Origin of the sequence: Roseovarius sp., assembly GCF_018066915.1 — a bacterium.
Lineage (GTDB): Bacteria > Pseudomonadota > Alphaproteobacteria > Rhodobacterales > Rhodobacteraceae > Roseovarius.
In genome coordinates this window covers 1-12,057 of record NZ_JAGPVV010000215.1, presented here as the reverse complement: position 1 = coordinate 12,057, position 12,057 = coordinate 1, and the positions used below count along the sequence as shown (strand labels likewise).

Genomic DNA, 12,057 nt, shown 5'->3' with positions numbered 1-12,057 from the left:
CGCGCGTTCCGCAATCGAAAGTCTGGTGCGCGCATGGCTGAGTTGAATTCGCAACTCCTCGAGCCGATACTGACGATAGAGCCGTGTCCGTTCATTCAGATGCTGTTGGATGGTCGTTTCCGTTTCAAGGCGTTCGGTGATGCGCCTGATGGCAGCCTCCTGAAAATCCCGCTCCATGCGCAGATCGTTGAGGCGGACCCGATCGACCAGAACGTTGTCGATTGACGCAACAACCTCGGTTTGGTTAACGCGTGCGCCGAACGGGCGATCCGGGATCGACAGGGACCCAGCTATGCTGGATCGAATGGTGATGACGGGCGCGTTGATCACCGCGTTCGCACTTACCCCGGCTATCTGTTCTCCGACCAGTATCCATAGTGTCAATGCGATGAACACCGCTCCGAACAGTAGTCGTGTATATCTCATGCAATCTAGCCTTGTATTGGTGCCAAGAGTATACCGCTATAACTGAATTCGTCACTACCTCGTGTCCTTGAAGGGCAAATTGCGCGGAAGACCGACGACAGGCTGACTTGTCCATCGGCTAATCCGAGCGGCAGAGGCTTTCTCGAAACGCCACAGATGCGAGCATGTGCAGAACGGCCGGATAGTAGGGTTGACTGTTCATGGCATCAGGATCGGGCACAATCAGCTCACATTCTGCAAGTCTTTCAATTGCGCGATAGCCAAGCTGATCACTCTGGGAAATGACCCTGCCAGTCGCATCCGTTTGTGTCGCAATGTGCCCTTCAACCGGTGTTGACCGAAGCAAGCGGAGCGCAGAGGCGACGGCGGCGTGGGCCGGATATCCCGACCAGATCAAGTAAAGAGGGATGCGTAACGCATCATAGCCCCATCGCAGCCCATGCTCATTCGACACCTCGAAACCCGCGCCCGTGACCAAGATCCAATCTGGCAGGAAAGGCATGGAGGCAAGCTCACGCAGGACGGCGTCACCGTGGTCGGCCGCACGGACAAGCTGCGTCAAACCAAAGGCCTGACCCAATTCGCGAAGTGCTCTTGGCATGATGTAAGAGGGATTCAAAAGCACCCGTTCCTCATCAGGATATGCCTCGGCAGATGGTTTGATGAGCATCTCCTCTGGAGCTCGAGGATCTGGGGTCAGACAGAGATCGACAACTGCGTGAGCGATAGCTTCGGCAGTGCCCAGGTATCCCGGCCAACCAGAGTCACGTCCTGCCCGCAGTAACGCCCAAGCACGAAAGAGATCGCCATCCGTCGCCGTGCGCCAATCCACCACGCCGCGCCCGTCAGGTTCCCAACGCCATGCCATAAGGCTGTCTTGTCTTGTCGCCAGGTTGCGCGCGGACCAGTCCTCGATTGCATCAAACCGAGCACGATCCCCCGAGGCTTGCGCAAGCAAAAGTCCGTAACCCTGACCTTCGGAGTGCGAGATGTCGCCTTGTCCGGTATCGACCACGCGACCCTCTGGCCCAACAAACCGGTCCGACCATGCCTCCCAGGCCATCGCATTCTCGGCTCGTGCGGCGCTCAGCCTGAAGAGACAGGCCGCACTCGCGCAGGCGATAAGAGTTCGTCGTTTGAAGCGTGGCGTCAACGGGGTGCCGTCCTGACTGTGCCTCACAGGAAGGTGGTTTGGATCAATGTCCGTGAAATGCAGGTCCAACGCAACCCGGGATCGGATAACTCTATTTGGTATTGCCAAGTTGGTTGCTTTAACTTGTGAAGCATCGAAAAGGCAGGATTATACGGCCATTTCGACGGTGTCGTCGGCCCAGAAGCTGAAGGCATCCGATGCGACCGTCGGTCAGGCCATCGAGATCCTTCTGAAACAGGAACGCCTGCCGATACTCCTCACCGGTCGGATCGACCGCTTCTACCGTGATGCGCCAATGCATCTTTCCCGCCGCCTTGCGTAACAAGGGCAAGCTTTCCACGGCCGATCAAAGATTGCACCCAAGACAATTGAACGGTCTCCTCAGCAAAAGGCTACGAGTGCATAAAGGCACGTCGCGTTTGATCAGGTTCCCATCGCGCCGGCTATCGCGCCGGGGCCTCCGCGCTGCCTCGCCGAGGTTCCGGGTCAAGCCCGGGTCGGGTGTGGCTTCGATGGAGCGCCACACGCCTCAGTGCTGAATCTCTTCCTCGCGCACGAACATGTTGGCCCAGGCGCGTTCGATGAGTTCGGGGGTCATCTGATAGGGGATGCCCTCAAAGTTGCAGATCGAGATCATCTGGTCGATCAGGAAGACCGGCTGATAATTGGCGTAGACATTGTTGATCGTGGGGTATTTTTCCTTGATCAGGTAGATCAGCGCGGCCTCGTCCAGCGGCATGCCCTTCTTGCGGGCGACCATGGCGAAGATCTTGAGGAAGTCGGATTGGCAGGGGCCGTCAATCTTGATCTTGTAGAAAATCCGGCGCAGCGCGGCCTTGTCGAAGATCGAGTTGGGGTGAAAGTTGGTCGAGAAAATCACCAGCGTGTCGAACGGCACCTCGAATTTCTCGCCCGATTGCAGGGCGAGAATATCCTTGGCCTCTTCCAAGGGCACGATCCAACGGTTGACGAGGGCCTGCGGCGGCTCTGCCTGACGGCCAAGGTCGTCCACGATGAAGATACCGCCGGTGGATTTGAGTTGCAGCGGCGCCTGATAGGTGCGCGCGGTCGGGTTATAGACCAGATCGAGCATCGACAGGCTGAGTTCGCCGCCGGTGATCACGGTCGGGCGTTCGCAGCGGACATAGCGCGTATCAAAGGTGCGTTTGCGGCGCAGGGAGTTGGGATCGTCCACCTCGACCTCGGCCGAGGAATGCACGATGGGGTCGTAGACGGTGATGACCTGACCGGAATATTCGATGGCGCGGGGCACATAAATCTTATCGCCCATGGCGTCGCGGATGCCGTTCGAGATCGAGGATTTGCCGTTGCCGGGGGGGCCATACATCAGGATCGAGCGTCCGGCGCTGACCGCGGGTCCAAGGTGATCGAGCAGGGCATTGGGCAGGATCAGGTGGCCCATGGCATTGGTCAGTTGCTCGCGTGTGACCTGAATGTTGCGGATCGACTGGCGTTTGACCTGTTCGCGGTAGACCGAGAGCGGCACCGGCATGGCCCCGAAATATTCCGACTGGCTGAGCGCGTCGAGGGCGCGGGACTTGCCCGCATCGGTCAGTTGATAGCCCATTTCGCCGCCCGAATTGGCGTTGAGCGTGCCGGTGGCCTCGATCAGTTTTTGCACGCGGGCCATGTCGATCAGTTCTTGTGTGACGGCGCGCGGCAGGCAGATCGCCTCGGCGATGTCGGTGGCAAGATCGAGGTTCTTGCGGAACATGGTCTTGAGCAGGATGTCCCGCATCATGACGACGGGCAATCGCATTTCCTCCAGCCGGGATGGGGGCGGGGGCGGCTGAACGCCGGTGCTGGCCTGCATGTTCATCTGGTCTGCCTGTGCTGGGTCGGACTATGTTCCCGGCAGCGTCGCATCAAAAGGTGCAGAAATTGTGGAGAGTGTCGGGCAGCTCTGGGGCGCGGGGAGTGTTTCGGTTATCCGATGGTGCGCGCCCGCTTTAAATCATTGATCAGGCCCCATAGAGCGCGCCCAAGCCCAGATAAATCGCGAGCGTGCCGCCCAAGGCAAAGCCCATGGGGAATTTCTTGCCTGCGTGCCAGCTCTGCCAGTCGGGGGCGAGGCGGCGCAGGGGGCTGTGCTTGATCGCGCGGTGCGTCAGGAACGCCCCGAGCAGGGTGGCGGCGAAGATGAAGGCGAGCGGAGAGGCATCGCCAAGCGCCACGAAGGGGGCGGCAGCGGCGATGAATTTGGCATCGCCCGCGCCCATCAGCCGGGCCGCGTTCATCGCGATGCCCGCCACCAGCATGACCGCCAGATGCGAGAGCCGCCACGCATACTCATTGAGTGGCAGGGTCATCAGACCCACGACGAGGAAAATCCCCACCAGCGTCAGGACGGCGGTGTTGGGGATCTTCATGCGGCGCAGATCGCTGAGCGCGACCCAGACGCAGACGGGCAGGACGAAAGGCAGGAACCAGAGGGCCGAATGCGCGGTGATCTCGAGCGACATCGAGCGGTCCTAGCCCCCGACCTTGGTTTCGAGCGCGCGCAGCGAGCGCACGGCATCCTCGAAATGCTGCGGATGGGTTTCGACGGCATCGCGCAAGAGCCCTTCGCCAATCGCGGTATCGCCCTGTTTGATGGCCGAGAGGCCAAGGGTATAGAGCAATTGCGCGCGCTCGGTCTGGCTGACCGGCAGGACAGGCAGGGAATAGTTGCGCTGCGCGCCGCGGGCAAGAACGAGGTTGTTCTTGGCGGTAAAGAGCGCGGGGTCTTGGCGGACGGCATCGGTAAAGAGCCGCTCTGCGCCGGGATAATCGCCGCGCGTCAGCTTGGAATAGCCCCAGTTGTTCATCACGCTGGCGGGCTGTGTCGTCAGCCCCACGGCGATTTCATAAAAGCTGTCGGCCTTGGTCCAGTTCTGATTGCTGTCGGCGATCATCGCCTCGAGCCGGTAGCGCTTGAAGGTCTCGTAGGTGGGCGGGATGCCATCGAGCACGGTGTCGGCGCGGTCCCATTCGTTGTTGCGGATCAGCGCATCGGCCAGATCGACGCGGTCCTCGTCGGTGGCGTCCTTGTGTTCGATCACGCGGGTCCAGATCGACACCGCCTCGGTATTGCGCCTCGCGCGCACGAGGGATTTGCCCAAGCCGCGCAAAAGGTCGATGCGTTCCGGTTTTTCGCCCACGGCGCGCTGGAAATAGGCGACCGCCTCGTTCGGGTCGCTGGCGGTCAGCATCACGTCGTTGAGGTTGGTTTCATCCACGACATTGATGTCTTGGAAAGCACGGTCCACGTCATTCCCGCTGGACTGCTCACAAGCGGACAGGGCGAATGTGCCTGCCACGCACAGGGAAACAAGAATAGGGTGGCGCATTTTTGCGTCCTTTTACTGCCTCGGCCTCGTCATGGTATCTTGCGGACCAGATAGTCGCCACTGCCCCGCCGCACCAGTTTGTAATCTTGCTCGTCCTCAGCACCATAATCAGAATTTTCTGTTTTTGCGAGTGCTAAGCGCAAATTGTCGCGGATTGCGTCACTTTCGCCATTGTCGAGCGCATAGGCGCGGCGCAGCATCTGTTCTGCCTCAGGGTAATTGCCCTTTTCGACCAGCACGACACCGAGATTGTTCCAGGTTTCGGGGGTCGCGTCGGGTTTCTCGATGGCCTCACGCAAGAGGCGCTCGGCGGTGCCAAGGCGGCCCAAGGCGAGATTGGCGCTGCCCAGTCCGGCCAGCACATCGGCGGTCATGCCATGGCTGACGGCGGCGCGGGTATAGGCCTTGTGCGCCAGTTCGTATTCGCCTGCATCCATGAGGCGATGCCCGACCAGAAGGCCATCCACCGCTTGCCCCCCAGGGGCCACGCCGGGGGCATAGGGGCTGTCTGGGGTAGCGGGCGCAAGGCAACCTGCAAGCGCGAGTGTCCCCGCCAGAAAAACCGCCGCCCGCCCTATCATGTCGCCCCGTTTATTTTGCGGCCATGGCGAACAGTTCCATGATACCCAGAACCGACGGCCCGACCAGAATGATCAGCAATGGCGGCACTGTAAGCATCATCGTGGCCAATGTCATCTTGGTCGGCAGCTTGTTGGCCTTTTCCTCGGCGCGCATGACGCGTTTGTCACGCATCTCGCCTGCGTAGACGCGCAGCGCCTCGCCGATCGAGGTGCCGAAGGTCTGCGATTGCACCAGAACGGTCACGAAGCTGGAAATATCCTGCACGCCGCAGCGTTCGGCCATTTCGCCCAGCACCGAAGGCTTGTCGCGCCCGGCCTTGATCTGAAGGGCGACGATCTCGAACTCCTCGGCAAGGGCGGGGTAGGAGGCGCGCATTTCGCTGGCGACGCGGATGATGGATTGGTCCATCGACTGACCGGCCTCGATGCAGACGAGCATCATGTCGAGACTGTCCGGGAAACCGTCCTGAATTTCCTCTTGGCGTTTCTGCTGGCGTTTCGTGACCCAGTATTTCGGCATCATATAGCCAATGCCCGCAGGCCCGAGGATATAGAGCAGGGTTTCCTGAGTGCTGGTTTCCGTGCCCGATTTGAACAGCACGTAATAGATCACCCCAAGGATCAGCAGGCCGACCCCGAGCGCGAATTGCGCGAAGTGGAAGTAGCGCACGGCATCGCGATGCCGGTAGCCTGCCTGCATCAGCTTGAGCCGGATCTGGCTGAGTTGCTTGGCGTCTTGCGGCTCAAGGAAGGTGGCGTAGCGGTCGAGCTTTTTGTTCTGCTTGCCCGCGCGCAGGTTGGTCTTGGTGCCGTTGGACGCGGCGGAGTCGCGCAGGTTGGCCTGTTTGAGTTTTTCGAGCGGGTCCTGCTTTTGCCGCATCATCATCGGGATGGTGATCAGGATGAGCATCACGCCCAACCCACCCACCGCGATGAGGGGGCCAAAAGGCCCGAGCGCGCCGGTCAGGACATCGTTGAGAACCGAGAGAATTTGCATGATCCGTTCCTCAGACCTTGATGTTCACGAGGGCGCGCATGACGATCAGGTTCAACACCAGAAAGACACCGACGACCAGCACGGCGGGAATGAAGAAGGGGTGTTTCATCGCCTCGTCGTAATAATTGGGTTTGATCAACTGGATGCCGATCAGCGCGAGAATGGGAAAGCCGGAAAGGAATTTGCCGGACCATTTCGCCTCGGCGGTGATGGCCTTGACCCGGCGAAAGAGGCGAAAGCGGGCGCGGATCACCTTGGCGAGACCGGCGAGAATTTCCGCAAGGTTGCCGCCCGATTGCTGTTGGATGGTCACGGCCACGGCGAGAAAGCGCAAATCCTGCATGTCGAGCCGTTCGGCCATTTCCTTGAGCGCCTCGCCCATGTCACGGCCATAGGCGGCCTCGTCCGCGATGATGCCGAATTCGGTGGCGAGCGGATCGCCGACCTCTGTCGCGACGATGCCGATGGCCGAAGAAAACGGATGTCCGACCCGAAGGGATCGCACCATGAGTTCGATGGCGTCGGGCAATTGCTCCTCGAGCAGCGCCATGCGCTTACCTGCCTTCATGCTGATCCAGGTAAAGATGCCGCCCACGCCGATACCGACAGAGGCAATCGCGCGCACCGGGGCGGCGGTGTTGGTGCCGACCGAAAGGCCGATAAAGGCCAGCACGCTGAGACCGCCCATCAGCATGATCAATTGCCGGGGGGTAAAGGCGATGGCGGCCTTTTGTGCCTTGTCCGAGAGGATGGAGTAGAGCGGCAGTTTGCGCGCCTTGAGGTGCTGCTGCATTTCCTTGCGCAGCTTTTCCATCACCTCTTCGCGGTTGCCCGATTTGTCGAGCATTTCGAGCCGCCGGTTGACCCGGTTGTTGAGGCTGATCGAGCGCCCGAAGACGGTAAGATAAATACCCTCGACCAGAACGAGCACGCCGACGAAGATCAACGCATAGATGATAGGTTCGGCACTGAGGGTCATCTGCGTTACTCCGCTGCGATGGGTTCGTAGATATGGGCGGGCAGGTCATAGCCCCAGAGCCGGAAGCGTTCGGAAAAGTGCGAGCGCACGCCAGTGGCGGTGAAATGGCCGATGATCTTGTTGTCGGGGGTCAGGCCCACGCGCTGAAAGCGGAAGATTTCCTGCATCGAGATGACATCGCCCTCCATGCCCGTGATCTCGGTGATCGAGGTCATGCGGCGCGAGCCGTCCTGAAGGCGGCTGGCCTGCACGATGAGGTTGACGGCGCTGGCAATCTGGCTGCGCACCGCCTTGAGCGGCATTTCGATGCCGGCCATGGCGACCATGTTTTCCAGACGGCTGATGCCGTCGCGCGGGTTGTTGGCGTGGATCGTGGTCATCGAACCGTCATGGCCGGTGTTCATGGCCTGAAGCATGTCGATCACCTCTTCGCCGCGGGTTTCGCCCACGATGATGCGGTCGGGGCGCATTCGCAGCGCGTTCTTGAGACAGTCGCGGGGCGACACCTCGCCCTTGCCTTCGACGTTGGGCGGGCGGCTTTCCATCCGGCCCACGTGGATCTGTTGTAGTTGCAATTCGGCGGTGTCCTCGATTGTGAGGATGCGTTCATCATTGGCGATGAAAGAGGACAGCGCGTTGAGCGTGGTGGTCTTACCAGAGCCGGTCCCGCCCGAGACGATCACGTTGAGGCGGGTGGCGACAGCGGCCTGAAGATAGGCGGCCATTTCCTCGGAAAAGGCGCCGAATCTCACCAGATCGTCGATCCCGAGCTTGTCCTTCTTGAATTTCCGAATGGACACAAGGCTGCCATCCACCGCGACGGGCGGCACCATGGCATTAAAGCGCGAGCCATCGGCAAGGCGGGCGTCGACATAGGGGTTGGATTCGTCCACGCGCCGACCCACCGCCGACACGATCTTGTCGATGATGCGCAGGAGGTGCTTTTCATCCTTGAAGGTGACGTCGCTGAGTTCGAGCTTGCCCGCGCGTTCGATGAAGATCTGATGCGGGCCGTTGACGAGAATATCGTTGACCGTGTCATCCTTGAGCAGTGTTTCGAGCGGGCCGAGGCCCTTGACCTCGTCATAGAGTTCCTGGGTGAGTTGGGTGCGATCCTCGCGGTTGAGGACAATGCCCTTTTCCTCGAGAATCTCGCCCGCGATAGAACTGATTTCGGTGCGCAGGTCGGACTCGGTGGCCGAGTCGAGCGCGGCCAGATTGAGGTGATCGAGCATTGCGCGGTGCAATTCGATCTTGATCTCGCTGATCCGATCCTTGCGCTTGCGCTCTTTGTCCATGCCGACGGGCACCGCCGCCGCCTTTTGCGCGGGTTTGCGGAACGACGGCAGCGCCGCATCAACCGGGGCGGTGCGGGGAGCAGGGGCAGGGGCCGCCTTGGGGGCGGTCCGGTCGTTGGCGGATTTCTTGTAACGAGAGAACATCTGGTCCTACCTCTGGTTAGGCGGCTTCGGCGTCGCTCTTGCCAAGAGCATGCAAGGAGCTGGCCAATTTGGCGATTTCGCGGCGCAGCGGGTTCTTGGCGGCACTGGAGGCCAGCGGCAGGCCATGATCCGAACTCTGGCAGACCGCCCGCCCGCCATCCGGCAAGAGCAGTTCGATCCGGATGTCCAAGCTCTCGGCCATGCGTTTGACGCGGCTCTTGCCGTTCAGGTCGGTGAATTTCGGTGAGCGGTTGAGGCAATAGCGCAGCTTGTCCACCGGCAGATCCTCGGACTGCATGGCCCGTCTGATCCGCAGCGCGTTCTGGGCCGAACGCATGTCAAGCTCGAGCGTAGCGAAGTAGATCTGGGAGGCGTGCAGCACCGCTTCGGTCCACTGGACCAAGGTGCCGGGCATGTCGATCACGACGTAATCGAAGTGTTTGCGCGCAAGGGCGAGCAGCTTGTTCACATCCTCCGAGGAGATCATGTCGAGCGGCAGCACATCGGCCGGGGCGGTCAGCACCCAGAGTTTGTCCTCGAAGGCGACGAGCGCCTGACGGAAGATGTCATCATCGAGCGCATCGGTGTCAGACCACATTTCAAACACCACATCGCGACGCGGCAGGTCGAGATAGGTTGCAACCGAGCCGAATTGCAGGCCGAAATCCAAGAGGCAGACGCGCGGCAGGCTGGCCTTGTCAACATTGGCCAGTTCCCACGCGAGATTGACCGCGAGGGTGGTGGCACCAGTCCCGCCCGAGAGACCCTGCACCGCGAGAATCACCCCATCGCCAGCGGTCGGATTGGCGAGGGCGGGATGGGTGTGGGTTTGGGTATGGACCGGGGCGTGATTAACCGGCGGGGGCGTGTGGCGCAGGCGCTCGATGGCGGCCTGAAGTTCGCCCTCGGGCAGGGGGTAGGGGACGAATTCATCGGCACCCTGACGCAGCAATTGGTGCAGGGCGGCGGGGCTGACATCCTCTGCGATTAGAATGACCTTGATGCCCTTTTTGTTGGCCAGCGAAATGATTTCGCCCAGCATGACGAGATCATCCTCGTCGGCCTCGTCGATCGCAACTGCCACGAATTCCAAGGAGTTGGCCTCTGGCTGGTTGAAAAAGGCCAGTGCTTCGGCAAAGCCCAGATCGCCCCAGGATTCGCCCAAGGCGGCCTCCATATCCTCGATCAGCAGGTCAAAGTTCTGCACGTCGCGGCTGATGGTGCAGGCGACGATCGGGTTGGGGTCTGACTGTTTCGCTACACTACTCGTCATTCTCTCGGTCCTGTTCTTGCCGTCGCCCGGCGGTGTTCGCCAATACGCGGGCTGGACATGGAAATACGGCCATCCAACCCGGCACCGCATGCGACGGAAACCTTTGGCTCTGGTGCAAGATGCGCGGGAATATTGGCGACATTTGGGCCAAAAGATCGTAATTGTGCGGTCTTGAGATACAAAAACCCGCCCAAGTGGGGGCGGGTTCGAGGTGGTCCGGACAGAGCCGAACAGGGAGAAACGATTGACCGGTTACTCTTGGCCGGTCGCGCCTTCTCTCGCCATCTTGATCGTAGAGGCGGGCATGGCGCTGTTGACATATTCGCGGTAGACGACCTCGGCGTATTTGCCATCCATGATGATCGGATGGGACTGCACAAAGCCCGACACTTCGGTCACGGTGCGGCGGTTGCGGCGCTCGCGGCCTTGGGTCACGATCAGGGGCTGTGTTTCGCCGAAAGAGGCGACTGCCTCGAGCCGCGAGCGGCTTATGCCCTGGCTGGTGAGAAAGGCGACCACGGCCTGAGCGCGGCGCATGCCGAGGCTCTTGTTAAAGCTGTCCGAGCCGACCGCATCGGTATGGCCATAGACGCGAAAGCGCACTTCGGGGAATTGACGTATCCATTGGGCCTGTTCGCGCAGCGTGTCACGCGCGCCCGCATCCAGCTCGGCCGAATTGAAGGCGAAGTTGACGGTGCTCATCACTTCGCTGGCGAAGCGGTTGGCAAGATCAAAGGTATAGCTGCGCTCGCCGGTCATCACGAGGTGGTTGTTCATCGCCGCCTCGCCGAAATGCCCGCTGTCCACATGCGCGCCCGCCTCACCGAAGTAGGAGCGATAGACCTCGTCCTGCGAGGTGCAGGCGGTGGCGGCGATCAGGCCGGCGATTGCGAAAACATGTTTCATGGCCCGTTTCCCCCGCTCAATCCATCACATAGCCATAAGACCCGGTGAAGTCCTGCTTGGCCACCTCGCCCACGGCCCCCTTGTCACTCACGCCTCTGGCAACGCGGCCATTGAGGAAGAGGTCCTTTTCCGAGGGCAGTTTGACACGATCCGTGGGCAGGGCAAGCGCCTCGCCGCGTGCAGGCGAGACCAGATGCGCCGACACGATGATCACCAGTTCGGTTTGCGAGCGCTGGTAATCGGCGCTGCGGAAGAGGGCGCCCAGAACCGGCACATCCCCCAGCCATGGCACCTGACCGGCATTGTCGCGGAAATCATCCTGCAGCAGGCCAGCAATCGCGAAACTCTCGCCATCGCGGAGGGCGACGGTTGTCGAGGTGTCGCGGCGGCGGAAGGCAGGAATGGCGAAACCATTGGAAACCAAGGAGTTGGCGGTATCGATCGAGGAAACGGCCGCGGCCATTTCAAGGTTGATGATGCCATCGTCAACGACGCGCGGCACAAAGTTCAGCTCGACGCCGAAAGGTTTGAATTCGATCGAGGTGGTGTCATTGTCCTGCGCCACCGGCACAGGGAATTCGCCACCGGCGAGGAATTTGGCCTCTTGGCCCGAGAGGGCGGTCAGGTTCGGCTCTGCCAGGGTGCGCACGACGCCCTTGGTTTCCAGCGCCTCGAGCAGGATGCCGACCTCGACCGAGCCCACGTCAAATCCAAAGGCGAAGGCCGCGTTGTTTTCGTTTACGTCCGGAATGGCCCCTGCCAAGGTACCCAGAACCCCGCCTTGGGTGTTGGTGGTGTTGGTGCCGCCGATGACGCCAAGGCCATTGGCCCCACGCGCGTCGATGGAGAGCGAGGACGACAGCGCCTTGGAGACGCTGCGCTGCATTTCGGCAAAGCGGACCTTGAGCATGACCTGTTGCTTGCCGGAGACCGACATCAGGTTCGATACG

Annotated in this window: 12 protein-coding genes and 1 pseudogene; 1 reads left to right on the top strand and 12 read right to left on the bottom strand. The window is 60.8% G+C overall.

The window, feature by feature from the left end:
• Positions 1-426: pseudogene (locus KBT70_RS12020) on the bottom strand (HlyD family secretion protein); the annotation flags it as partial.
• A 118-nt stretch (positions 427-544) separates the two neighbouring features.
• The gene (locus KBT70_RS12015) at positions 545-1,606 is read right to left on the bottom strand and encodes a glycosyl hydrolase family 8 (RefSeq protein WP_296633485.1); all 1,062 of its coding nucleotides are present in this window, start codon (positions 1,604-1,606) and stop codon (positions 545-547) included.
• A gap of 19 nt (positions 1,607-1,625) precedes the next feature.
• Between KBT70_RS12015 and KBT70_RS12010 the strand changes: the two genes are divergently transcribed.
• Complete coding sequence (locus KBT70_RS12010) at positions 1,626-1,901, top strand: hypothetical protein (RefSeq protein WP_296633482.1); 276 nt, start codon at positions 1,626-1,628, stop codon at positions 1,899-1,901.
• A 207-nt stretch (positions 1,902-2,108) separates the two neighbouring features.
• Here KBT70_RS12010 and KBT70_RS12005 read toward each other — a convergent pair whose 3' ends face one another.
• The 10 genes from KBT70_RS12005 to KBT70_RS11960 form a co-directional block, all read right to left on the bottom strand.
• The gene (locus tag KBT70_RS12005; protein WP_296633480.1) at positions 2,109-3,419 is read right to left on the bottom strand and encodes an ATPase; all 1,311 of its coding nucleotides are present in this window, start codon (positions 3,417-3,419) and stop codon (positions 2,109-2,111) included.
• Positions 3,420-3,561: 142 nt separating this feature from the next.
• Positions 3,562-4,062: a prepilin peptidase gene (locus tag KBT70_RS12000; RefSeq protein ID WP_296633477.1), complete on the bottom strand. Its 501-nt coding sequence runs from the start codon at positions 4,060-4,062 to the stop codon at positions 3,562-3,564.
• A gap of 9 nt (positions 4,063-4,071) precedes the next feature.
• The gene (locus KBT70_RS11995; RefSeq protein WP_296633474.1) at positions 4,072-4,929 is read right to left on the bottom strand and encodes a tetratricopeptide repeat protein; all 858 of its coding nucleotides are present in this window, start codon (positions 4,927-4,929) and stop codon (positions 4,072-4,074) included.
• Between the two features lie 29 nt (positions 4,930-4,958).
• A complete protein-coding gene (locus tag KBT70_RS11990; RefSeq protein WP_296633472.1) occupies positions 4,959-5,510 on the bottom strand; it encodes a tetratricopeptide repeat protein in 552 nt (183 codons plus the stop codon).
• A gap of 10 nt (positions 5,511-5,520) precedes the next feature.
• Positions 5,521-6,507, bottom strand: a complete 987-nt coding sequence (locus KBT70_RS11985) for a type II secretion system F family protein (protein WP_296633469.1) — start codon at positions 6,505-6,507, stop codon at positions 5,521-5,523.
• A 10-nt stretch (positions 6,508-6,517) separates the two neighbouring features.
• Positions 6,518-7,486: a type II secretion system F family protein gene (locus tag KBT70_RS11980; RefSeq protein ID WP_296633466.1), complete on the bottom strand. Its 969-nt coding sequence runs from the start codon at positions 7,484-7,486 to the stop codon at positions 6,518-6,520.
• A gap of 5 nt (positions 7,487-7,491) precedes the next feature.
• Entirely contained in the window at positions 7,492-8,928 is a 1,437-nt protein-coding gene (locus KBT70_RS11975; protein ID WP_296633464.1) for a CpaF family protein, read from the bottom strand.
• 16 nt (positions 8,929-8,944) lie between these two features.
• The gene (locus tag KBT70_RS11970) at positions 8,945-10,201 is read right to left on the bottom strand and encodes an AAA family ATPase (protein WP_296633461.1); all 1,257 of its coding nucleotides are present in this window, start codon (positions 10,199-10,201) and stop codon (positions 8,945-8,947) included.
• A gap of 252 nt (positions 10,202-10,453) precedes the next feature.
• Entirely contained in the window at positions 10,454-11,107 is a 654-nt protein-coding gene (locus KBT70_RS11965) for an OmpA family protein (protein WP_296633458.1), read from the bottom strand.
• 16 nt (positions 11,108-11,123) lie between these two features.
• Positions 11,124-12,057, bottom strand: a 934-nt coding sequence (locus KBT70_RS11960) for a general secretion pathway protein (RefSeq protein WP_296633455.1), incomplete at its 5' end; no start/stop codon positions are given.

What these genes read in the sequence shown, in the direction of transcription:
- KBT70_RS12010 (WP_296633482.1), top strand. Translation starts at nt 1,626, where the DNA reads ATGTCCGTGAAATGCAGGTCCAACGCAACCCGGGATCGGATAACTCTA.
- KBT70_RS12005 (WP_296633480.1), bottom strand. Translation starts at nt 3,419, where the DNA reads ATGAACATGCAGGCCAGCACCGGCGTTCAGCCGCCCCCGCCCCCATCC.
- KBT70_RS12000 (WP_296633477.1), bottom strand. Translation starts at nt 4,062, where the DNA reads ATGTCGCTCGAGATCACCGCGCATTCGGCCCTCTGGTTCCTGCCTTTC.
- KBT70_RS11995 (WP_296633474.1), bottom strand. Translation starts at nt 4,929, where the DNA reads ATGCGCCACCCTATTCTTGTTTCCCTGTGCGTGGCAGGCACATTCGCC.
- KBT70_RS11990 (WP_296633472.1), bottom strand. Translation starts at nt 5,510, where the DNA reads ATGATAGGGCGGGCGGCGGTTTTTCTGGCGGGGACACTCGCGCTTGCA.
- KBT70_RS11985 (WP_296633469.1), bottom strand. Translation starts at nt 6,507, where the DNA reads ATGCAAATTCTCTCGGTTCTCAACGATGTCCTGACCGGCGCGCTCGGG.
- KBT70_RS11980 (WP_296633466.1), bottom strand. Translation starts at nt 7,486, where the DNA reads ATGACCCTCAGTGCCGAACCTATCATCTATGCGTTGATCTTCGTCGGC.
- KBT70_RS11975 (WP_296633464.1), bottom strand. Translation starts at nt 8,928, where the DNA reads ATGTTCTCTCGTTACAAGAAATCCGCCAACGACCGGACCGCCCCCAAG.
- KBT70_RS11970 (WP_296633461.1), bottom strand. Translation starts at nt 10,201, where the DNA reads ATGACGAGTAGTGTAGCGAAACAGTCAGACCCCAACCCGATCGTCGCC.
- KBT70_RS11965 (WP_296633458.1), bottom strand. Translation starts at nt 11,107, where the DNA reads ATGAAACATGTTTTCGCAATCGCCGGCCTGATCGCCGCCACCGCCTGC.